At 72.0% G+C, this 22,697-nt stretch carries 12 protein-coding genes and 1 tRNA gene; 8 read left to right on the top strand and 5 right to left on the bottom strand.

What is annotated here, in order from left to right; translation table 11 throughout:
• Nucleotides 1-53 precede the first annotated feature (53 nt).
• Nucleotides 54-644, bottom strand: a complete 591-nt coding sequence (locus AB0L45_RS05305; protein WP_365836290.1) for a response regulator — start codon at nt 642-644, stop codon at nt 54-56.
• A gap of 190 nt (nt 645-834) precedes the next feature.
• On the opposite strand from AB0L45_RS05305, the gene AB0L45_RS05300 reads away from it, so the two are divergent.
• Together AB0L45_RS05300 and AB0L45_RS05295 are read left to right on the top strand one after the other, a co-directional pair.
• Nucleotides 835-906, top strand: a tRNA-Arg gene (locus AB0L45_RS05300).
• A gap of 313 nt (nt 907-1,219) precedes the next feature.
• Nucleotides 1,220-2,080, top strand: a complete 861-nt coding sequence (locus AB0L45_RS05295; protein WP_365836288.1) for a PmeII family type II restriction endonuclease — start codon at nt 1,220-1,222, stop codon at nt 2,078-2,080.
• 59 nt (nt 2,081-2,139) lie between these two features.
• Here the strand turns inward: AB0L45_RS05295 and AB0L45_RS05290 are convergent, their stop codons facing one another.
• Nucleotides 2,140-3,252 carry a DNA cytosine methyltransferase gene (locus AB0L45_RS05290; protein ID WP_365836286.1) on the bottom strand — a complete coding sequence of 371 codons (1,113 nt, stop codon included), beginning with the start codon at nt 3,250-3,252 and terminating at the stop codon, nt 2,140-2,142.
• A gap of 348 nt (nt 3,253-3,600) precedes the next feature.
• Here AB0L45_RS05290 and AB0L45_RS05285 point away from each other — a divergent pair, with 348 nt between their 5' ends.
• From AB0L45_RS05285 to AB0L45_RS05265, 5 genes are all read left to right on the top strand, one after another.
• Nucleotides 3,601-4,281, top strand: a complete 681-nt coding sequence (locus AB0L45_RS05285; RefSeq protein WP_365836284.1) for a response regulator transcription factor — start codon at nt 3,601-3,603, stop codon at nt 4,279-4,281.
• A 177-nt stretch (nt 4,282-4,458) separates the two neighbouring features.
• Nucleotides 4,459-5,727 (top strand): ATP-binding protein, encoded by a 1,269-nt coding sequence (locus AB0L45_RS05280; protein ID WP_365836282.1) that lies wholly within the window; start codon nt 4,459-4,461, stop codon nt 5,725-5,727.
• A gap of 265 nt (nt 5,728-5,992) precedes the next feature.
• A complete protein-coding gene (locus AB0L45_RS05275; RefSeq protein ID WP_365836280.1) occupies nt 5,993-6,361 on the top strand; it encodes a hypothetical protein in 369 nt (122 codons plus the stop codon).
• Between the two features lie 2 nt (nt 6,362-6,363).
• Nucleotides 6,364-7,290 carry an ABC transporter ATP-binding protein gene (locus tag AB0L45_RS05270; protein ID WP_365836278.1) on the top strand — a complete coding sequence of 309 codons (927 nt, stop codon included), beginning with the start codon at nt 6,364-6,366 and terminating at the stop codon, nt 7,288-7,290.
• 4 nt (nt 7,291-7,294) lie between these two features.
• Nucleotides 7,295-8,896 carry a hypothetical protein gene (locus AB0L45_RS05265; protein WP_365836276.1) on the top strand — a complete coding sequence of 534 codons (1,602 nt, stop codon included), beginning with the start codon at nt 7,295-7,297 and terminating at the stop codon, nt 8,894-8,896.
• A gap of 50 nt (nt 8,897-8,946) precedes the next feature.
• On the opposite strand, the gene AB0L45_RS05260 is transcribed toward AB0L45_RS05265, so the two are convergent.
• Both AB0L45_RS05260 and AB0L45_RS05255 read right to left on the bottom strand, forming a co-directional pair.
• On the bottom strand, nt 8,947-9,426 hold the full coding sequence (locus tag AB0L45_RS05260) for an MSMEG_6728 family protein (protein WP_365836274.1): 480 nt from the start codon (nt 9,424-9,426) through the stop codon (nt 8,947-8,949).
• A gap of 93 nt (nt 9,427-9,519) precedes the next feature.
• A complete protein-coding gene (locus AB0L45_RS05255) occupies nt 9,520-20,211 on the bottom strand; it encodes an amino acid adenylation domain-containing protein (RefSeq protein WP_365836383.1) in 10,692 nt (3,563 codons plus the stop codon).
• 117 nt (nt 20,212-20,328) lie between these two features.
• Between AB0L45_RS05255 and AB0L45_RS05250 the strand changes: the two genes are divergently transcribed.
• The gene (locus AB0L45_RS05250) at nt 20,329-21,063 is read left to right on the top strand and encodes a 4'-phosphopantetheinyl transferase superfamily protein (protein WP_365836272.1); all 735 of its coding nucleotides are present in this window, start codon (nt 20,329-20,331) and stop codon (nt 21,061-21,063) included.
• Nucleotides 21,064-21,073: 10 nt separating this feature from the next.
• On the opposite strand, the gene AB0L45_RS05245 is transcribed toward AB0L45_RS05250, so the two are convergent.
• Entirely contained in the window at nt 21,074-22,639 is a 1,566-nt protein-coding gene (locus tag AB0L45_RS05245; protein ID WP_365836270.1) for an amino acid adenylation domain-containing protein, read from the bottom strand.
• Nucleotides 22,640-22,697 lie beyond the last annotated feature (58 nt).

Here is a 22,697-nt window from a genome sequence, read left to right as displayed (position 1 = left end):
CCTCCGTAACCACCGCACCCCCGCCCACCTGCCACCTGCCACCCCTGCCCCTCTCACCCCGCAGGCCGCCCCACAGACTCCTCATCCCCTTCACTGCCCACACCGCCCACACCGCCCACACCGCCCCCCGCGGCCCCGTCTCCCCCTGCACCCCCACCCGCATCCCCACCGCCCCCCGCATCAGTCAGCCCCTCACCCCTCAGCCCTTCGCCCCCCAATCCCTCATCCCCCAACCCCTCACCCTTCAGCCCCTCACCCCTCAGCTCCCCGCCACCACTCATCAGCCGCCGCACCATACGCACAAGATCCATCGGCTCGAACGGCTTCGCCAGAAACGCGTCCACCCCCACCGCCTGCCCGCTCTCCACCTCCCCCTGCGTACAGGCGGAGACGACAGCGAGCGGAATCCCCCGCGTCCGCGGATCGGCCCGCAACCGAGCCGCCGTCTGCAGCCCGTCGAGCCGGGGCATCACCACATCGAGCGTCACCACGTCCGGAGCGACCCGATGCACGATCTCCAGGCACTCGGCACCATCGGCCGCGGTCACGACCTCGAAGCCCTCAAGCTCAAGGTTGACCCTGATCAACTGCCGGATGACCTTGTTGTCGTCGACCACAAGGACCCGGCCGGACAAGCCAGGCACACCTTGAGACTAGGCGCGCGCCTCCGGCTGCGTCCGGGCTTTCCCCACTTCCGCCCCGTCCGAGGGACCTTCCCCCGACCCTCCCCACCCCCACTCCCCCATGCGCTACGCGCCCCTCCCCCGACCCGTTCATGAACACCCCGTCAGAGCTGGTAGTGTTCTACCCGTCGCCGCGAACAACGGCCGACACGCCCCCGTAGCTCAGGGGATAGAGCAACGGCCTCCGGAGCCGTGTGCGCAGGTTCGAATCCTGCCGGGGGCACTTCACCTGAAGTGCCAGAAGACCCCGCCACCAGCGAGAACGCTGGATGCGGGGTCTTTGCGTTGCATGCCGCAGTCGTGTGGCGGCTGGAACAGCCGTATGCCGGAGGCCGCGGGCGAGGCATGAACGGGATCGCGTGGCCCTCCGCCCGTCACCGGCGTACCGCTGGTGAGCGGGAGCCGACCGGGCAGGACGCCGATCGAACTCGCCCTGTTCCCCAGCTGTTTCGACGCCGCCGGCAGGTTCAGGGCCGCCACGACCTACCCGGCGGAAGCTGTCCTCCGGGGATCGGGACCATGATACGAAGAGCCGCATGCACCCGGACGCCCCACCACCTGTCACCAGCAAAGAGCTGGCGGCAGCCACCCAGGACCCCCTGAGCTTCGACGAGGAACCGAAGCGGCAGGCATCGAACGCTGAACTGGCTGATGAAGTCTCACGGATTCTTCACATCGACCAGCAGCAAGCCGCATTCATAGTCGCCGAAGCCGAACGGCTCTATGTGAACCGAATGCGCGAAAGGTTCTCAGACCTTCGAATCTCTGAACGCCTCAAGCGAACCAATCCGTTCCTGCTGCGAATCCGCGGCGCAGAGACAGTCCGAGACTGGGCGACACTGCAGGTGCAAAGCGCCTTGTACGCCTCGGAAGAGGAAGCCGTCGGGCATCTCCTCGAAGCAATCGTCAAGGCCTGCTTCCCCGGCGCCACTGAACCCGCCCTACCCGATGATTTCGACTTCGAAAGCATTGACTCAGACGGGGTCATTCACGGCTACCAGGTCAAGATGAGCTGGGACTGCATGCCGATGAGCTCGCGGAAGAACCTGTCGAACACCATCACCAGGGTAAAGGAACAATATCAGGCCCAGGGGAAGTCCTTCATAGGGTATTTTGCTCCATGTTACGGAAGGGCCAAAACGAAGAAACCGCCCGGGCAGGAGTACATCACACTCGCCAGCAAAGAATTCTGGCAGCGCGTCGGGGGCGGCACGGCCGACTATGACGTCAGGGTCGGGGAAGTCTGCGCTCTCTTGTGCTCGGAGTTCAGGACTGAAGTTCTCGACACCCTGGTTCCGGACCTGCTGCAGAGGCTGTCATTGGCGGCCCAGCCTGAGATCGGGGACCACGAAGGCCAGATCGACTATGCAAAACTCTTCCGCAGGGTGAACAAATAGCTGATGCCAGCGACGGCGGCACCTCCCCTGCACAGGGATGATGCCGCCTTCGCTCCTCTTCAGACAGAAACGGAAGTCACTGGGATGCCCGCTTCCAGCGTCGTCTTGACATGCTCACCTATAGCCTGCGCCAACAGCACAGGAACAGCATTCCCGACAAGCTTGTACTGATCCCGGCCCAAACCGTGGAATTCCCAGTCGTCGGGGAAGGTCTGGATACGAGCACACTCACGAACCGTGAGTGGCCTGTCCTCCACCGGGTGGCACAGCGCAGTGCTGGCATTCTGCGGCTCAGTGAGAATAGTCGGAGAAGGCGACTTGAACGACAGGCGCCGCCAGTACCCTGAGCGTCCGCCCTTCGCGTAGAAGGCGCGCCCCATGGATTCCTTCTGGATCTCCTCCGGAAGGTCCCTCCAGTTACCACCCTCAGGAACCATGCGCAGATACTTCAGCTTACGCTCACTGAACTTCGCGCAATGCGAATCATCATCGACCAGACCGTCAAGGGCCTCGCCGATGGTCCGCCAAGGCTCCAGAAAGAGACTGGGCTCCTTCGCATGCGTAGGCTCAGGGAAGGTTACCGGCGTCCCGTCCCGATATCCCAACAAGAATACGCGCTGCCTGGCCTGGGGAACGCCATAATCGGCCGAGTTGAATTCGCGATACTTGAGGCTGTACCCCAGCTGTTCCAGCCGGGCACAGAGCTCACGCAGAAGCGAACCATGCAGCTCGTCAATAATTTTGCCGTTGTTATTGTACGGCAGTTTCCGCCATCGGGTGGAAGCGGAGAGCAAGCCCTTGACGTTCTCCATCAAGAAGGCCTTGGGTTGCAGCTCTTCCACCAGACGAACGAACTCGAAAACAAGCGGGCCCTTGTCCTCGTCGTCGAGCCCGAGCCGCTTACCTGCGGTACTGAAGCTCTGGCACGGAGGGCCGCCGGCCAGAAGGTCCACGTCCCCTGGAGCAAGGCCTGCCGCCTGGAAGATCTGCCCTGCGGAGAGTTCTCTGATGTCACCGTCGTAGTACGGGAGCTCCGGACGATTCGCACGCGCCGTGGCAACGGCTGCGGGCATATTGTCCGCAGCAAATCGAATCGCGAACCCCGCTTGCTCCAAGCCCAGGTCCAGCCCCATCCCACCCGAGAAGAGCGACACGCAATTCGGTGCACCCATGGTTTGAAGCCACTCCTGACGATTTCCACTTTCCGAACTTGCTCGCGGCAGCCCGGAGTTGCACCGATGTGCCGCCCGCATTCTACACTGTTCTCACGAAATCTCAAGCATCGGCTCATCGTTTCACCTCTTTACGGAGCTCCCACTACTCCCCCCTCCATGAATTGCGCATTTTCTGTTGGAACTGCATAACAGGTCAGGCTTGAAGAGCGCTATCAGGTGCCGAAAAGGCATGAGCAACTCTCCCGCCCCTTCGCGCCGACCCTCCAAGCCGGCAGGGCTTGCGCAGAGGGCGAGTGGCGGCGCGAGCTGACAGGGGGGCGTTGTGGTGGGGCAGAATGCCCGTTCGTGGCCATTCGGGTGTTGATCGCTGATGATCAGGAGATGGTTCGTCGGGGGATGCGGCGGATCTTGGAGAGCCAGGCGGATGTGGAGGTGGTGGGGGAGGCGGTGGACGGGGTCGGGGCTGTGGAGATGGCTCGGGGCCTGGAGCCGGATGTCGTGTTGGTGGATGTCCGGATGCCGCGGATGGACGGGCTGGAGGTGACCAGGGTGCTCGCCGGGGATTCGGCGGGGTGGCGGACGAAGGTGGTCGTGGTGACCACGTTCGATCTGGATGAGTATGTGTATCCGGCGCTGCGGTACGGGGCTTCGGGGTTTCTGCTGAAGCGGTCGGGGCCGGCGTTGCTGGTGGAGGCGGTGCGGGCGGCGGTTTCGGGGGACAGCCTGATCAGTCCGGAGATCACGGTGCGGCTGCTCCGGCATGTCCAGGGGGCGGATGTGCGGGGGAAGAGGGGGAGTTCGCCGCTCACTGAGCGGGAGGTCGAGGTGGCGGCGCTGGTGGGTGAGGGGAAGACCAATGCCGATATCGCCGGCGAGCTGTTCATCTCGGCGGGGACGGTCAAGACGCATGTGGCGAGCATTCAGCGGAAGTTCGGGGTGCGTAATCGGGTGGGGGTGGCGGTGCGTGCGTGGGAGTTGGGGTATGTGGATGAACGGGGGCGGGAGCGTGGGCGCGGGGCGCGCTGATCCGCGTGTCTGCGTATCCGCGTGATCGCGTACGCCCATACACCCGTATGCCCGTATGCGCGAAGCGCGTAAGCGCGCCGGAGAGCGGCCGGCGGTGTGCGTAGCCTCGGGCGCGTGGACGGTGATGTGAGGCGCCCGGGGCGTAAGCGGTGTGTGTGGTGTGTGGTGCTTGTGGGAGTGGTGCTGCTGCCTGCTCTGGGGGCCTCGGTCGGTGCGCTTCCCCTGGCGCTCTGTGCGGCTGTGACGGTGGCGGTCGCGGTGCTGGGGCGGGGGGTGCGGCGGGTTTCGTTCGCGCAGGGGGTGAGCTTCGCCGCGGGGCTGTCGCTGGTGCTGGACTTCGCGTATTTCGGGGATCCGAAGCCGGTCGGCTTCTGGCTGCCCTTCGAGGGGGCCGCCCTGCTGGTTCTGCTGTACCGGGTGGCGCGGCGGGAGCCCGCGTCCCGGGTCGGCTGGGTCGGTGGGCTGGTGGGGGCCGCAGTCGTCTGTCTGCTGTTGCGGATCACGCTGCACATGCCGGAGCAGGGGTGGCGTGAGTCGGTTTTCGGGCTGTTTCTGGGGTTCTTTCCTGCTGCGTGTGTGGCCGGGGTCGGGCTCTATCTGAGGTCGTTGGACGGGCGGCGGGTGCGTGCGGTCGACCAGGCGCTGCGTGCCCAGCGTCTGGAAGTCGCCCGCGATCTGCATGACTTCGTCGCGCACGAGGTGACGGGGATCCTGCTGGAGGTTCAGGGGGCGCAGCTGGAGCAGGGCGTTCCGCAGCAGACGCGGGAGTTGTTGGAGCGTCTAGAGGGGGCGGGACTGCGGGCGCTGGACTCCATGGACCAGACGGTGCGGGCGCTGCGTCAGGTGGAGGGGAAGAAGTGGGAGGAGGCGCCGCCCACCCGGGTGTACGGGCTGGCCGATCTGGGTGAGCTGGTGGATCGATTCTCTGCGATGACGCGTGCGGAGACATGGTGGGCGGCGGAGGACGAGCCGGCGGAGATGTTGTCGCGGGAGGCCGGGGATACGGCGTACCGCGTGGTTCTGGAGGCGTTGACCAATGTGCGGCGCCACGCTCCGCACGCCACCCGGGTCGGCGTGGAGGTGCGCCGTACTGCCGAGGGTTCGGTCGAGGTGACGGTCACCGATGACGGGGGTGGGGTGGCTGGGGACGGCGAGGAGCCTAGGGACGGCAGGGTGGCTAGGGACGGCAGGGTGGCTGGAGGCAGTGGGGTGGCTTCAGGCAGCGGCGTGGCTGGAGGCAGCGGCGTGGCTGGAGGCAGCGGCGTGGCTGGAGGCAGCAGGGTGGCTGGGGACAGAGGCCATGGACGTGCCAGGACCGGTGGTGGCACAGGCCTGGCCGGGTTGTCGGAGCGGGTCGACGCGCTGGGTGGGGTGTTCCGGGCGGGGCCGCATGACGGGGGCTGGCAGGTCGGCTGCGTACTTCCGACGGCGAGGAAGGTCCGCTGAGAGCCCGGTGGCGGGGCCCCGCGCTGACCCCGGCCCGTCCGCGGATATCTGCCATTCGGTAGATGTGCCCCCTGTTCCCCGCTGGAAGGCTCGGTGGCGGTCAAGAAACGCGAGCCTGGAGGGGCAGATGAGGCGGGTGGGCCAGGTGGGGCGAGTAACACAGGCAAGGCAGGCAAGGCAGGCAAGGCAGTTGGAGCAGGCAGGGCCGGTGACGCAGACGCTCGGCAGGGGTACGTCGAAGCGGCGCCGTGCCCGTGGGACGGCCGTGCCTGCTGGTGTCACGGCGCTGGGGCTGGCGCTGGGCCTGGGGCTGACCGGCTGCTCGGTGAATGCCTCGGAGGCGACTCCCGAGTCGAAGACGTTCCCCTTTCAGGGCAGGACGCTGAAGGTGAAGACGCACGAGATCGCCACCGACCTGGTCGCGGTGGACCGTAAGGACGTCAAGGTCACCCGGTGGTTCGATGCCGCGGCCGGAAGTGCGCACCTGTCGTGGGAGTTGAAGGGGGACGTGCTGGACATCGACGCCGGGTGCAGCGGATTCGCTCTTTGTGACTCCAGGTTCCGGGTGGAGGTCCCGAAGGGGGTCACCGTGCTGCGTGACGGCGCGAAGACCGGCTTGCGGGGCAAGGGCTGATCGTGCTGCGGCTTTCCGGAATCACCAAGGTGTACAAGGGCGGCAGACGCGCCGTCGATGACGTGACCCTGCATATGGGTCCGGGCATGCTGGGGCTGCTGGGGCCCAATGGCGCCGGCAAGTCTTCTCTGATGCGGGTCGCCGCCACTGTCACCCGTCCCACCGAAGGTGAGGTCCTTTTTCAGGGTGAGGACGTGGTGGCCAGGCCCGATGTGCTGCGCAGGGCGCTCGGGTATCTGCCCCAGGATTTCGGGGTCTATCCGAATCTCACCTCGCGGGAGTTTCTGGGCTATCTGGCCGCGGCCAAGGGAATTTCGGCCCGGTCGGCCAGGGCCCGTATCGACGCATTGCTGGAACTGGTCAATCTCACCGAGGCGGTCAAGCGGCCCTTGGGCACGTACTCCGGCGGAATGCTGCGCCGGGTGGGCATCGCACAGGTACTGCTCGGTGATCCGCAGGTCGTCATCGTGGACGAGCCGACGGCCGGTCTCGACCCGGAGGAACGGGTGCGGTTCCGCAATCTGCTCAGCGAGCTGGCCTCGGACAAGGTGGTGCTGCTCTCCACCCACATCGTCTCCGACGTGGAGTCGGTCGCCTCCGACATCGCGGTGGTGGCGAACGGGCGGTTGCAGCGCCGTGGTACGCCGGAGGCGCTGCTGGGCGAGGTGGACGGGCAGGTGTGGGAGGCGCTGGTCGACCCGGCCGCCGTGCCGCGGGTGCAGGAGCGGTACCTCGTCAGCCGGATGGTGCGTACGGCCCAGGGCGTGAAGGTCCGGCTGCTGTCCCCGGAGCAGCCGTACGAGGGCGCGGTGCGGCTCACCCCCGACCTGGAGGACGCGTACCTCCACGTCATCAACGGAGCGTACGGGCCGAATGGTTCCGCCGCTCCCGAGCGGCAGCCGGCGTCGGCGCGAGCGAGGGCGGTGTGAGCCGATGACGCGTGTGCTCCGCGGCCTGGCGGTCGCCGACTTCAAGGACCGGGTACGGCGGCCCGCCTACCTGGTGACCCTGGCCGCGGCGGTGGCCCTGGGGTACGTGGCGGTGCCGGACGCGGGCGCCAAGTGGGTCATCATGCAGCTCGGTGACTACCGCGGCGTCTACAACAGCGCGTACGTCGGTACGGCGACCGCGCTCGCCTGCGGCCTGTGGATCTCGCTCGGCGGCTTCTACGTCGTACGCAACGCCATCGAGCGCGACCGCCGCACCCGAGTGGGGCAGTTGCTCGCGGCGACCCCGATGCGGACCTCGTCCTACCTGGCGGGAAAGTTCCTGAGCAATCTCATGGTGCTGACCTCGATGGTGGGCGTGCTCGCCGTCACCGCGCTGGTGATGCAGCTCGTACGCGGCGAGTCGACGAGCGTGGACCTGCTCGCGCTCTGGCGGCCGTTCCTGCTGCTCGCGATGCCCCTGGTGGCGCCGGCCGCCGCCTTCGCCCTGCTCTTCGAGGCGCTGCCGCTGCTGAGCGGCGGGCTGGGCAACATCCTGTGGTTCTGCATCTGGGTGGGGCTGGCCGTCGGCGGGCAGGGGCCCGGCCTGCCGCTGGGCGGCATCGGTGTGAACAGTGTCGCCATGTCGATGTACGAGGACATGGCGGCGCAGCGGGCCGAGGTGGACGGATCGTTCAGCCTGGGGCTGACGTACCTGGACGAGCCGCTGCGGGTGTTCGTCTGGCACGGCTTCACACCGGACGCCGGGTACGTGCTGGCCCGGGCGGCGTTCCTCGGCATCGCGGTGGTCGTCGCGCTGCTGCCCGCCCTGTGGTTCCGCCGCTTCGACCCGGCGCGGGCCAGGCAGCCGGCCGAGCGCCCGGAGCAGGGCCAGGCGGCGGGCGTGGTCCCGGCCGTATACGTGGACGAGGTGCCACGCTCGGCGGGCGGCCATGACGCCGCCGTCAGCACCGTACTGAAGACACCACCGCGCCCCGGCCGCGTCCTGCTCCGCCTATGGACCGGTGAGCTGCGCATTCTGCTCAAGGGCGGGTCGAAATGGTGGTGGTGGGGTGCCGGACTCTGGATGCTCCTCGGCGTCTGCTCACCGATGCCCGGCGCCACGCGGCTGATGCTGCCGGTGTCCTGGCTCTGGCCGGTGCTGATCTGGTCGCGGCTGGGGACGCAGCGCTACGAGCACGAGGTCGAGGGCGTGCTCGGCGCCTACCCTGCGCCGCGCCGCCGGGTGGTCGCGGAGTGGGCGGCGGGCGCCACGCTGACCGCGGTGGTGGGCCTGGGTCCACTGGTGCGGCTGATCATCACCGGGGACGTCACGGGGATCGCCTGCTGGGCCGCCGGCGCGCTGCTCGTGCCGTCGCTGGCGCTGGCACTGGGCACCCTCAGCCGTACCCACCGCCTCTTCCAGGCCGTCTACCTCCCCCTCTGGTACACGATCGCCAACGGTCTGCCGGTCTTCGACTTCATGGGCGCCATCCGGATCGAGGGCCGGCCGGCGGGGCTGCCCCCGGTGGTGGTGCTCGCGCTGGCGGCGGCACTGGTCACGGTGGCTTTTCTGACCGACGCGGCACGGCGGCTCAGCCGGGACTGACGCGCGGCGGCCGGGCGGCACGAGGCGGAACGGCGGAGGCGCCCCGCACCTCAGTCCTCCCGCCCCGTCCCCCGGTCCGACGACGGCCACACATACGGCAGCCCCTCCGGGACCTCGGGGAAGAGGCCGCGGTAGTGCTCCGGGGCCTTGGTGACCAGGGCCGACTGGTGGCTGCGGTGGAAGGCCGGGTCGCCCAGCCAGTTCGGGAGGTCGCCGGCCGCGGACAGTTCGGCGTAGGAACGGACGGGCGTACGGGGGCGGTGGGCCGTGAAGTCGTGGGTGAGGGTGGTGGCGCAGGTGTCCTGGCGGCCGGCGTCGGTCCATTCACGGCACATTTCGAGGCCGTACCGGACCAGGGCCTCCTCGTAACCCGCCCACATGCGCACGGCCGGGTGATGCCGCCAGCCGTAACCGGGCACGGTGAGGCCGCGCAGCACCTGAAGGGTCTCCACCCGCTGCTTTCCGAGTCGGCGCACGTCGAGGACGGCGGCGGAGGCGGCGAAGTCGGGGTACGGGAGGAAGGTCTGCATGGGGCAGGTGTAGCCCCTGCGCCGGGGTGGCGCAGGGGCGGTTGCTTCCTATGACCCAGCGGCGGGCGCGCCGGCCCGGCGGCCGGGCCCGTCCTACTCCGACAGTTTGGACAGCGGTTCGTCCGGCGTGGCGACGGCCGCGGTCAGCAGCCTGATCAGCGCCCCCGCCACCCCCTCCACCGTCCCCCGCTCGAAGAGGTCCGTGTTGTATTCCACGAAGCCGTCGAGGCCTTCGGGGGTGCCTTGGGGGGTGCGTTGTTCGGTGAGGCCGAAGGAGAGGTCGAAGTGGGCGACGCCCAGGTCGAGGGGTTCGGGGTGGGCGTGGTGGCCGCCGAGGGTGAAGTGGCGTTCGGGGGCGTTGTCGAGGGTGAGGAGGGTCTGGAAGAGGGGGTGGCGGGCGGTGGAGCGGGCGGGGTTGAGGGCTTCCACGAGTTGTTCGAAGGGGAGGTCCTGGTGGGACCAGGCGGCCAGGTCGGTGGCGCGGACGCGGTGCAGCAGCTCGCGGAAGGTGGGGTCGCCCGAGGTGTCCGTACGGAGGACGAGGGTGTTGACGAAGAAGCCGACGAGGTCGTCCAGGGCCTGGTCGGTGCGGCCGGCGACGGGGCTGCCGAGGGGGATGTCGGTGCCGGCGCCGAGGTGGGTCAGGAGGGCCGCCAGGCCGGCTTGGACGACCATGAAGAGGCTGGTTCCGGTGTCGCCGGCCAGGGCGTGCAGGCCTTGGTGGAGGTCGGCGGGGAGGTGGATCGGGAACATGTCGCCGCGGTAGGTGGTGACCTCCGGGCGGGGCCGGTCGAGGGGGAGGGGGATTTCGGCGGGCAGGCCGGCGAGTTGGTCGCGCCAGTACGCCAGTTGCCGGTTGTACGTGCTGTCGGGGTCGGCCGGGTCGCCGAGGAAGTCCTGCTGCCAGAGGGTGTGGTCGGCGTACTGGACGGGGAGCGGGGACCACTGCGGGTCCTCGCCGGCGCTGCGCGCGTCGTAGGCGGCGGCGAGGTCGCGGGAGAGCGGGGCCATGGACCAGCCGTCGCCGGCGATGTGGTGCAGGAGCAGGAGGAGGACGTGGTCGGTGGGGCCGGTGGAGAAGAGGGTGGCGCGCAGGGGGTGTTCGGTGGTGATGTCGAAGCAGTGGCGGGCGGCTTCGTGCAGGGCGGGGGCCAGGTCGTCGGGCGTGACCTCGGCGACGGTCAGCAGGTCGCGGCCGGAGTCGGGCGGGAGGATGATCTGCTGGGCGGCGCGGGCCCGGCGCGGGAAGACGGTGCGCAGGCTCTCGTGGCGGGCGACGAGGTCGCCGATGGCGGCGCGCAGGGCGCCGGGGTCGAGTGTGCCGGAGAAGCGCAGGGCGAGCGGGATGTTGTAGGTGGGGCTGGGGCCTTCGAGGCGGTGCAGGAACCACAGGCGGCGCTGGGCGTAGGAGAGAGGTACGGCGTCGGGGCGTACGGCGGGTTTCACCGGCGGGCGGGCCTCGGCCGTGGCGGAGTCGATGCGCTGGACGAGGGCGGCGACGGTGGGGGCCTCGAAGAGGGCGCCGATGGGCAGTTCGACGTTCAGGGCGGTGCGGATGCGGCTGATCAGGCGGGTCGCCATCAGGGAGTGGCCGCCGAGGACGAAGAAGCTGTCGTCGATGCCGACGCGGGGCACGCGCAGCACGTCGGCGTACAGCCCGCAGAGGATTTCTTCCTTCGGGGAGCGGGGGCCGCGGCCGCCGAGTTCGGAGCGGGGGTCGGGGGCGGGCAGGGCCTTGCGGTCGACCTTGCCGTTCGGGGTGAGCGGCATGGCGTCGAGCGCCACGAGGGCGGACGGCACCATGTAGGCGGGCAGGCGGTCGCGCAGGTGGCGGCGGAGGGCGGTGGCGTCGAAGGCTTCCCGGGAGACGGGGACGAGGTGGGCGACCAGGCGTGCGTCGCCCGGGGTGATCTCGCGCAGGTTGACGGTGGCCTGGGCGACGGCGGGGTGGGAGGTCAGGACCGTCTCGATCTCGCCGAGTTCGATGCGGAAGCCGCGCATCTTGACCTGGGAGTCGGCGCGGCCGATGTAGTCGAGTTGTCCGTCCGCGGTCCAGCGGACCAGGTCGCCGGTGCGGTACATGCGGGCGCCGGGGGCGCCGAAGGGGTCGGCGACGAAGCGTTCGGCGGTGAGGCCGGGGCGGTTGAGGTAGCCGCGGGCCGGGCCGGTGCCGCCGACGTACAGTTCGCCGGTCACCGACGGGGCGACGGGGCGCAGGGCGCTGTCGAGGACGTAGACGCGCATATTGTCCATGGGGCGGCCGATGGGGACCGTGCCGGCGATCCGCCGCGGTGCGCGCATCGCGTGGTACGTGGCCGACATGGTGACCTCGGTGGGCCCGTAGACATTGCAGACGCGGGTGTCCGGGCAGGCGTTGAGGATCTTCTGTACGGCGGACGGGGAGGCCGCTTCGCCGCCCGTCCAGACCTGCCGTACGCCCGCGAGCGCGCCGGGGCACTCCTCGGCGAGCAGGTTGAACAGGGCGGTGGTGAGGAGGACCGCGGTGATGCGGTGGGTGGTGAGCAGGTCGCGGTAATCGTCCGGGGTGAGGTCGCCGGGCGGGGCCATGACCAGGTGGCCGCCGTTCAGGAGCGGTACCCACAGGTCGAACGTCGAGGCGTCGAAAGCGGTGGAGGCGTGGCCGAGCACGGTGTGCCGGGCGCCGTCCGACCCGTCCTCGGCCCAGCAGCGGTCGGCGGTCAGGGCCACCACGTCGCCCTGGGTGACGGCGATGCCCTTGGGGGTGCCGGTCGAGCCGGAGGTGTACATGATGTACGCGGCGGAGTCGGCGTACGCGGCGGGAGGGGCGACGTCGGCGGCGGGGAGGTCCGCCACCGGGGCGGTGACGGGCAGGTCCACCGCCCCCGCGCACCCGTCCACAGCCAGCGCCGGCACGCCGGGCAGGTAGGCGGCGGCCGGCAGGTCCCGCTGGGTCAGGACGAGGACCGCTTCGGTGTCGGCCGCGATCAGCCGCATCCGGGCCGCCGGGTAGCGCTTGTCGAGCGGTACGTACACGCCGCCCGCCTTGAGGACGGCGAGGATCGCGACGACCAGGTCGGCGGAGCGGTCGAGCAGGACGGCGACGCGGCTCTCGGCGCCGACGCCGTGCCCGGCCAGGCGCCGCGCGAGGCGGTCGGCGCGGGCGTCGAGTCCGGCGTACGTGAGGGTGTCGTCCCCGAAGGTGAGGGCGGGCGCGTCCGGGGTCTCGGCCACCCTGGCCTGGAACGCCTCGGCGAGTGAGGTACGCCGGACCGGCCGGTCGGTGGCGTTGACCTCGCCGAGCAGCAGGGCCCGTTCGTCGGCGGTCAGCACGTCGAGGCGGGCGATCGACTGGTCGGGGTCGGCGGTCACCGCGTCGAGCAGCGCGACGAACCGGGCGGCCAGCGCCTGGACCGTACGCCGGTCGAAGAGGTCGGTGCTGTACTCGATCGCGCCGTCCACGCCGGGGCGTTCGCCGTGCGCGCCGCGCCGTTCGGTCAGGAAGACGGACAGGTCGAAGCGGGCGGCGTCGACGTGCACGGGTTCGGTGCGGGCGGCGTGGCCGCCGAGGGTGAACTCCCCCGCGGGCGCGTTGTCGAGGGTGAGCATGGTCTGGAAGAGGGAGTTGCGGGCCGCCGAGCGGACCGGGTTGAGGGCTTCGACCAGCTGCTCGAAGGGCAGGTCCTGGTGGGCCCAGCCGGCGAGGGCGGTGCTCCGTACGCGCTGGAGCAGTTCGCGGAAGGTGGGGTCGCCGGAGGTGTCCGTGCGCAGGACGAGGGTGTTGACGAAGAAGCCGATGTGGTCGTCCAGGGCCTGGTCGGTACGGCCGGCGACGGGGCTGCCGAGCGGGATGTCGGTACCGGCGCCGAGCCGGGTGAAGAGGGTGGCCAGGCCCGCCTGGAGCACCATGTAGAGGCTGGTGCCGGTCTCGCCCGCGAGGGCGTGCAGGTGCTGGTGCAGCCGTGCGGGGATCTCCCAGGTGATGGAGTCGCCGCGGAAGGAGGCGCGCTGCGGCCGGGGGCGGTCGAAGGGCAGCGCGATCTCTTCGGGCAGGCCCTTCAGCTGCTCGCGCCAGTAGGCGATCTGGCGTCCGTAGACGCTGTCGGTGTCCTCGGGGTCGCCGAGGAAGTCCCGCTGCCAGAGGGTGTATTCGGCGTACTGGACGGGCAGCGGGGCCCACTGCGGTGCCCGGCCCTGGCGCCGCGCGTCGTACGCGGTCGCCACGTCGCGGGAGAGCGGTGCCATCGACCAGCCGTCGCCGGCGACGTGGTGGAGCAGCAGGAGCAGGACGTTCTCGGCCGGGCCGGCGCGGAAGAGCCGTACGTGCAGGGGCAGGTCGGCGGTCAGGTCGAAGCGGTGCCGGGCGCCTTCCTTGAGGAGCGCGCGGAAGGCGCCCGGGTCGGCGGGCACGTCCTCGGTGACGCTGAGGATGTCGAAGGCGTCCGGGTCGGTGGCCGGGTCGAGGATCACCTGCTGCGGGGTGCCGCCGGTCTCGCGGAAGACGGTGCGCAGGCTCTCGTGCCGGGCGAGCAGGTCGCCGAGGGCGGCGCGCAGCGCGTCCTCGTCCACCGGGCCCGCGATGCGCAGCATGAGGGGGATGTTGTAGGTGGGGCTGGGGCCTTCGAGGCGGTACTGGAACCACAGGCGGCGCTGGGCGTACGACAGCGGCAGGACGTCGGGGCGCGGCATGGGGCGCAGGGCGCTGCGGGTGCGTGCGGTGGACAGGCCGAGCCGTTCGACCAGGGCCTCGACGGTGGGGGCCTCGAAGAGGGCGGCGATGGGCAGCTCCACGCCGAGGACCGCCCGGATGCGGCTGACCAGGCGGGTGGCGAGCAGCGAGTGGCCGCCGAGGGCGAAGAAGCTGTCGTCGATGCCGACGCCCGGGACGCCGAGGAGGTCGGCGTACAGCTCGCACAGGATCTCCTCCTGCGGTGAGCGCGGGGCACGGCCGCCCGCGCCGGTGCGGGCCGGGTCGGGGGCGGGCAGCGCCTTGCGGTCCACCTTGCCGTTCGGGGTCAGCGGCAGCGCGTCGAGGACCGTGATGACGGACGGCACCAGGTGTTCGGGCAGCCGGGCCAGCAGGTCGCGGCGCAGCTCCGCGGCGAGGGTCTGCCGGGCGGCGTCCTCGGCGGGCACCACGTAACCGGTCAGCCGGAGGTCGCCGGTGCGGTCGGGGCGCGCCGCCACGGCGGCCTGCCGCACCGCCGGATGGGCGGCGAGCGCCTGCTCGACCTCGCCCGGCTCGATGCGGTGGCCGCGCACCTTGACCTGGTCGTCGGCGCGGCCGACGAACTCCAGGTCGCCGTCGCCGCGGCGCCGTACCAGGTCGCCCGTACGGTACATCCGCGTACCCGCCGGGCCGAACGGGCAGGCCACGAACCGTTCCGCGGTCAGCGCGGCGCGCCCGAGGTAGCCGCGGGCCAGGCCGGAGCCCGCGAGGTACAGCTCGCCCGCGGCGCCGTCCGGCACCGGCCGCAGCAGCGCGTCGAGCACGAAGAGCCGTACGTCGCCGAGCGGCGCGCCGAGCGAGGGCACCACGCGGCCGGACAGCGGCTCGCCCGCCGACGCGCACACCGTGGCCTCGGTCGGGCCGTACGCGTTGACCATGCGGCGCCCTGCCGACCAGCGTTCCACCAGGTCGGCGGGGCACGTCTCGCCCGCCACGGCCAGCGAGACCAGGCCGGGCAGCGTGGCCCGCGGCGGCAGGGCGGCCAGCACCGACGGCGGCAGGGTGGCGTGGGTGACGCGCTGTGCGGCGATCAGTTCCTCCAGGCCCGCACCCGGCAGCAGCCGCTCCCCCGGTGCCATGACCAGGGCGGCGCCCGCCAGCCACGTCACGCACATCTCGGAGACCGACGCGTCGAAGCTGGGCGAGGCGAACTGGAGCACCCGGCTCTGCCCCGTCACCGCGAACCGCTCGGCCTGCGCGGCCGCCAGCGCGGCGAGGCCGGTGTGGGCGACGACGACGCCCTTGGGCGTGCCCGTCGAGCCGGAGGTGTGGATCACGTACGCGGGGTGGGCCGGGCGCAGCGTGGTCGCGGGGGCGGTGTCCGGGTACGCGGACAGGTCCCGGCGCATCGTCTCGGCGTCCAGGACGAGGACGGGCGCGGTGTCGGCCAGGACGAAGGCGCGCCGCTCGGCGGGGTAGTCCGGGTCCACGGGTACGTACGCGCCGCCTGCCTTCAGGACGGCGAGCAGCGCGACCGCCAGCTCCACCGAGCGCGGCAGCACCACGGCCACCAGCGTCTCCGGGCCGACGCCCTGGCCGGTCAGCCAGTGGGCCAGGCGGTTGGCGCGCGAGTCCAGTCCGGCGTACGAGAGGGCGGTGTCCTCGAAGACCAGCGCGGTGGCGTCCGGCGTGCGGGCCACCTGCTCGGCGAACAGTTCGGGCAGCGTGGCGTGCCGGACCGCGGGCCGGACGGCCGACGCGTCCCGGCGCAGCCGGTCGTGTTCCTCGGTGGTCAGCACGTCGAGGTGGGCGAGGGGCACGTCCGGTGTGGCGGCGGCCGTCTCCAGGACGCGGACGAGCTGGGTGGCGAGGGTGGCGACCGTGGAGGCGTCGAAGAGGTCGGTGCTGTACTCGACGAAACCGTCCAGGCCGAGCGGTTCGCCCTGCGGGCCCTGGCGCTCCCAGAGGCTGAAGAAGAGGTCGTACTTGGCGGTGCCGGTGCTGAGCAGTTCGGCGCGGGTGCGGACGCCGAGCCGGTCGAAGCCGCCTTCGGGGGCGTTCTGTACGGCGGCGACCACCTGGAACAGGGGCTGCCGGCCCGCGGACCGCACCGGGTTGAGGGCTTCCACCAGTTGCTCGAACGGCAGGTCCTGGTGGGACCAGGCGGCCAGGTCGGTGTCGCGGACGCGGCGCAGCAGGTCGCGGAAGGTCGGGTTGCCGGAGGTGTCCGTGCGCAGCACGAGGGTGTTGACGAAGAAGCCCACCAGGTCGTCCAGGGCCTGGTCGGTGCGGCCCGCGACGGGGCTGCCGACCGGGATGTCGGTGCCGGCGCCGAGGCGGGTGAGCAGGGCCGCCAGGCCCGCCTGCACGATCATGAACAGGCTGGTGCCGGTGTCGCGTGCCAGGGCGTGCAGGTTCTGGTGCAGTGCGGCGGGCAGTGTCAGGCCGAGCGCGTCGCCCCGGTACGTCGCGCGCCGGGGGCGCGGGCGGTCGTACGGGAGCGCGATCTCTTCGGGGGTGCCGTTCAGCTGCCGTGTCCAATAAGCGAGTTCCCGCGCTTGGACACTGTCCGGGTCCTCGGGGTCGCCGAGGAACTCGCGCTGCCAGAGGGTGTAATCGGCGTACTGGACCGGCAGCGGCGCCCACTGCGGTGCCCGGCCCTGGCGGCGCGCGTCGTACGCCGCCGCCAGGTCGCGCGAGAGCGGCGCCGCCGACCAGCCGTCACCGGCGATGTGGTGCAGCAACAGCAGCAGCACGTGCTCGTCGGGCGCGACCTGGAACAGCGTGGCCCGCAGCGGCAGTTCGGCGGCGATGTCGAAGGCGTGGCGGGTGGCCTCGTGGAGCAGGCGCCGTACGTCGTCGGGACCGGTCCGCACCACGGAGAAGACGGGCGGCAGGCCGGCCAGGTCCTCGGGGGCGAGGACGACCTGGTGCGGGGTGCCGGTGGCCGTCTCGTGGAAGACGGTGCGCAGGCTCTCGTGCCGGGCGAGCAGGTCGCCGAGCGCGGCGCGCAGCGCGTCGTGGTCCAGTTCGCCGGACAGGTGCAGCGCCGTCGGGACGTTGTACGTGGCGCTCGGGCCTTCCAGCCGGTGCAGGAACCACAGGCGGCGCTGGGCGTACGACAGCGGCAGCACGTCGGGGCGCGGCTGCGGCCGCAGGGCCGGGCGGTCCCCGGAGGCGGCGGCGTCGACGTGCGCGGCGAGCGCGGCGACCGTGGGCGCCTCGAACACGGCGGTGATCGGGAGGTCCACGTCCAGGGTGGTGCGGATGCGGCCGATCAGGCGGGTGGCGAGCAGCGAGTGGCCGCCCAGGGTGAAGAAGTTGTCGTCGATGCCGACCCGCGGCACGCCGAGGAGGTCGGCGTACAGCTCGCACAGCACGCCCTCGCGCGGGGTGCGCGGTGCCCGGCCGCCGGCCCCGTCGCCGAGGCGGGCCGGGTCGGGTGCGGGCAGCGCGGCGCGGTCGACCTTGCCGTTGGGCGTCAGGGGCAGGGCGTCCAGCGCGACGAGGGCGGACGGGACGAGGTGGGCGGGCAGCCGGTCGCGCAGGTGCCGGTGGAGGTCGGTGACCAGGGCGGCGGTGGTCAGGGCCGCGCCGGGGTCGGTGGTGTGGTCCGCGAGGGGGCCGGTGAGGTCGCCGGCGGGGCGGCAGAGGCCGACGGGGACCGCCGAGGCGAGGTCCTCCTGCGGCGCGAAGAGCACGTCGTACTGGCCTTCCGGGCTCTCCGGTGCCCAGGTGGCGGCCGTCCACAGGCCGAGGCGGGCACCCAGTGCGGTGAGCTGTTCCGGTTCGGCTCCGAGGGCGGCGGCTTCGGTGGCGGCCAGCCGGGCGCGGGCCTCGGTCAGCGGCAGGCCCGCCGTCACGGCGGCCGCGGCCGCCGCCTCGCCCGCCAGGCGCGGGTTGGGCACGCCGGTCAGCCGCAGCCGCTGTCCGGGCCGGTCGCGCAGGGCCTGTTCGAGGCCGGCTGCGTCGGTGACGTCGCGGCCCCAGGCCAGGGCCGGGACGTCGGCGAAGGAGACCGTGCGGGCCGGCCGCTTGTGCAGCACGACGTCGTAGCGGTGGCGGGTCAGCTCGTTGTGGTGGCGGGTGCCCTTGAGCTGGAGGCCGGTGCCGGTCACGTCCGGCAGTGCGGCGGGCAGGGCGGCGAAGAAGTCCGGGTCGACCAGGAGTTCCTTCTCCAGCCGGACGCTCTGGTCGATCGTCGCGGCGAGGGCGGCCGGCTCCGTACCGGTGCCGGCGCGGTGCAGCTCGACGGCCGTACGGAAGAGCCGGAGCAGGCGCCGGTTGCGGAGGTCGCCGACGAAGACCCGGCCGCCGGGGGCCAGCAGGCCGACGGCGTTGCGCAGGACGCGCAGGAAGTAGGCGGCGTTGGGGAAGTACTGGGTGACCGAGTTGATCACGATGGTGTCGAAGTACCCGGTGGGCAGTCCGTCGGTCACGTCGGCGGGCCGGCAGCTCAGCTCGACCTTGCCGGCCAGCTCCGGTACGGCGGCGACCTGGCGGCGCAGCCGCTCGACGGCGGGGGCGGAGAAGTCCGCGCCCCAGTACGCCTCGCAGGCGGGCGCCACCCGCGACAGCAGCAGGCCGCTGCCGACGCCCATCTCCAGCACCCGGCGGGGCCGGAGGTCGAGGATGCGCCGTACGGTCTCGGCGCGCCAGTCGCGCATCTCCTCGACGGGGAGGGGGGTGCCGTCGTAGCTGCTGTTCCAGCCGCTGAAGTCCTCGCCGAACGGCGGCTCGTCGTCCTGGGCCTTGGCGCCGTCGGCGTAGACCAGGTCGTGCATCTCCTGCCACTCGCCGACCTGGTGGGCGTCGTCCCCGGCGTCCGGCGCGGGGCCGTCGGACGGGACGACGTAAGCGACCAGGCGTACGTCGCCGGGGCGGTCCTCGCGGGCGGCGACCACGGCCTGGCCGACCGCCGGGTGGGCGCCGAGCACCTGCTCGACCTCGCCCGGCTCCACGCGGTGGCCGCGCACCTTGACCTGGTCGTCGGCGCGGCCGACGAACTCCAGCCCGCCGTCGTCCCGGCGGCGCACCACATCGCCGGTGCGGTACATCCGCGCGCCCGCCGGGCCGAACGGGCAGGCCACGAACCGCTCCGCGGTCAGCGCGGCGCGCCCGAGGTAGCCGCGGGCCAGGCCGCTGCCGGTGACGTACAGCTCGCCGGTGGCGCCGTCCGGCACCGGGCGCAGTGCCGCGTCGAGGACGTACAGGCGTACGTCGGCGATCGGTGTGCCGAGCGCGGGCACCACGCGGCCGGACAGCGGCTCGCCCACCGTCGCGCACACCGTGGTCTCCGTCGGGCCGTACGCGTTGACCAGGCGGCGGCCGGCCGACCAGCGTTCGACCACGTCCGGCGGGCAGGCCTCGCCCGCCACCGTCAGCGTGGTGATCTCCGGGAGGGTGGTGTGCGGCGGGAGCGCCGCCAGCACGGACGGCGGCAGCGTGGCGTGCGTGACGCGCTGCTCGGCGATCAGTTCCGCGAGGCCGGCGCCGGGCAGCAGGCGGGCGGCGGGCGCCATGACGAGGGCGGCGCCGGTCAGCCAGGCGACGCAGATCTCCGCCACCGACGCGTCGAAGCTGGGCGAGGCGAACTGCAGGACACGGCTCCCGGACGTCACCCCGAACCGCTCGGCGTGCGCGGCGGCCAGTCCGGCGAGGCCCGCGTGGGAGACGACGACGCCCTTCGGGACGCCCGTCGAGCCGGACGTGTGGATGACGTACGCGGCGTGGTGCGGGGTGAGCCGCACGGCGGGGCCGGTCGTGGGGTGGCCGGACAGGTCGCGGGGCAGGGTCTCCTCGTCGAGGACGAGGACGGGGGCCGCGTCGTCGAGGAGGAAGTCCCGGCGCGCCCGCGGGTACTCCGGGTCGACGGGTACGTACACGCCGCCCGCCTTCAGGACGGCGAGCAGCGCCACCGCCAGCTCGGCCGAGCGCGGCAGGACCAGCGCCACCCGGGTCTCCGGGCCGACACCCCGTTCGGCGAGCCAGTGCGCCAGGCGGGCGGCCCGTGCGTCCAGTTCGCGGTAGGACAGCTGTGTGTCCTCGAAGACCAGCGCCGTGGCGTCCGGGGTGCGCGCCGCCTGCCGGGCGAACAGGTCCGGGAAGGGCTCAGCGGCAACTGCCGCCTGCGTCATGTCGTTCACTGGTCCTCCACTCGTCGGCCGGCGCCTGGAGCGGGCCGTTCACAAGGTGCGAAAGCGCTGATGGGGGTGGGTTGCCCGGACCGTGGCCGCACTGGAAAGGTGCTCCCCGTGACAGGGACGGGCGGACCGCCGTCGGCGGTGGTGGCGGGCACGGACGAGGTGCTGGGGGCGGTCCCGGCGTACGAGCGGCTGCTCACCGCCGTGGAGCGGCGGCGCGCCGACGCGTTCCTGGCCCCGGCCCCGCGGGCCGACTTCGTCGCCGCGCACGTCCTGGTGCGGCTCTGCGCTGCCCGGCTGCTGGGCCGGCCGGCGGACTCCCTCGTACTGGAACAGCGGTGCCCCGGCTGCGGCTCGGACGAGCACGGCAGGCCGGGTCTCGCCGGGCTGCCGCAGGTGTCCGTGAGCCTGTCGCACACCACGGGCGTGGTGGCCGCGGCGGCGGGCCTCGCGCCGGTCGGCGTGGACGTGGAGCGGCGGACGCTGCCGGACAGTGTGCGGGGCGCGGCGGGCCGGGTGCTGAGCGCGGCCGAGCGGGCGGCGATGCGCGGACACGCCGACCCGGACGCGTACTTCCTGCGCCAGTGGGTCCGCAAGGAGTGCTTCGTCAAGCTGGGCCGGGCCACGCTGGGCGGGCTGGCCGCCGTGGACCTGTCGGGGCTGCCCGACGGTAGCGGCGGTCCGTCGCCCGGCCCGTCCCGCCACGGCGACCTGTACGTCCTCGACCACACGGACCCGCGCCGGGACGCGGTCGCCGCCGTGGTGAGCACGGCGCGGCCCCGGATCGGCGCGGCGGTCCCGCCAACCGATCCGGCACACCCCGCTGACCTGGGCCGGAGCATCTGACCGCGGCCCCTCACGCCAGCAGCTCGGCGAGCCGCTGCCGGTTCAGCTTGCCGTTGTCGTTGTGCGGCAGCTCCTCCAGGCGCCGGATGCGGCGCGGCACCATGTGCAGCGGTACGTGCTGCCGCAGCCAGTGGCTGAACTCGTGCGCCCGCATCTCCTTGCCCAGGTAGGCCGCCAGCAGCCGCACCTCGTCCTTGACCTTGACGACCACCACGGCCGCCTCGCTCACCTCGGGGTGGCGCCGCATCGCGGCCTCCACCTCGCCCAGCTCCACCCGGTGCCCCATGATCTTGACCTGGTTGTCCAGCCGACCGCGGTGCACCAGCAGGCCGTCCTCCCGGCGGACCCGGTCGCCGGTGCGGTACCAGTGGGCGCGGGTGAGCGGGCCGGTGCCGTCGTACGGTTCGGCGGGCGCGCCCGGCTCGTAGCGGACGAACCGCCCTGCGTTGTCGGCCGGGTCCAGGTAGCCGTCGAAGCGCTGGGCGCCGCGGACGCACAGTTCGCCGTCGTCGCAGGGCTGCCCCTGCTCGTCCAGGAGGACGGCTTCCATGTGCGGGTACGGCTGCCCGATGGGCACCGTGCCGTTGGTGCTGGCCGCCGCGGCGGACCCGCCGCCGGGGAGTTCGTGGTCGGTGCAGGTGATGGTCAGTTCGGTCGGCCCGTACAGGTTGTGGATGCGGCTGCCGGGCGCGACCTCGTGCCAGCGCGCGGTCAGCCGGGCGGTGACCGGCTCCGCGCTGAAGCAGCTGTGGCGCAGCGTGGTGACCTGGCCGGACGGCAGGTTGCCGTACCGCTCGGCGGTGGTGACCAGCGACGGTACGGAGAACCAGTGGGTGAGGCGGCGGCGTACCACGTAGTCCACGGGCCGGTACAGCTCGTCCTGGTCCGGTACGACGACGGTGGCGCCGGAGCCCCAGGCGACGAACAGGTCGTACACGGACGGGTCGAAGGTGAGGCCGAAGGTCTGCGACATGCGGCAGCCGGGGCCCGCCTCGTAGCGCGCGATGTTGTACGCCACGTACGGGGAGACGTTGCGGTGGCGGATCGGCACGCCCTTCGGACGGCCGGTCGAGCCGGAGGTGAACAGCAGGTACGCCTCGCGCTCCGGGTCGCCGTGGTGGGCGGGCAGTGCGTCGGCGGACGGCTCCGGGAGACCGGCGCCGTCCGCCGGTACGACGGTCACGGCGGGCCGGAAGTCCGCCGGCAGGCCGGTGAACGTGTCGCGGTGCTCCTCGCCGACGAGGACGGCGCCGACCCCGGCACGGCGCGCGATGTCGAGGTTGCGGGGCAGTGGGTGGTCGGCGTTGAGCGGCACGGCGGAGGAGCCGAGGCGCTGCACGGCCAGGTACGCGACGTACGCGGCCACCGTCCGGGAGGCGACCAGGGCGATCCGGGCCGGCGGGCGCACGGTGCCGCCGGTGGCGGGCTGCTCGTCGAGGACGCGGGCCGCCAGGGCCAGCGCCCTGCGGTGCAGTTCGCCGTAGGTCAGGGTGTGCCCGCCCAGTTCGAGGGCCGGGGCGTGCGGCCACCGGCGGGCGGAGTCGGCGAACCACTGGTAGAGGGTGCGGTCTTCCAAGGCGGGCTCCACGGGGACGGACGCGGCGGGAATGGGCTCGGCGGGGGAAGGCGGAAGG

The organism is Streptomyces sp. NPDC052496, assembly GCF_040679095.1.
Taxonomy (GTDB): domain Bacteria; phylum Actinomycetota; class Actinomycetes; order Streptomycetales; family Streptomycetaceae; genus Streptomyces.
Note: the sequence above shows the minus strand (reverse complement) of the source record. Positions and strands in the feature narration are given on the sequence as shown.

Coding starts and splice junctions, on each gene's coding strand:
- AB0L45_RS05295 (WP_365836288.1), top strand. CDS start 1,220: ATGCACCCGGACGCCCCACCACCTGTCACCAGCAAAGAGCTGGCGGCA.
- AB0L45_RS05290 (WP_365836286.1), bottom strand. CDS start 3,252: ATGGGTGCACCGAATTGCGTGTCGCTCTTCTCGGGTGGGATGGGGCTG.
- AB0L45_RS05265 (WP_365836276.1), top strand. CDS start 7,295: ATGACGCGTGTGCTCCGCGGCCTGGCGGTCGCCGACTTCAAGGACCGG.
- AB0L45_RS05260 (WP_365836274.1), bottom strand. CDS start 9,426: ATGCAGACCTTCCTCCCGTACCCCGACTTCGCCGCCTCCGCCGCCGTC.
- AB0L45_RS05255 (WP_365836383.1), bottom strand. CDS start 20,211: ATGACGCAGGCGGCAGTTGCCGCTGAGCCCTTCCCGGACCTGTTCGCC.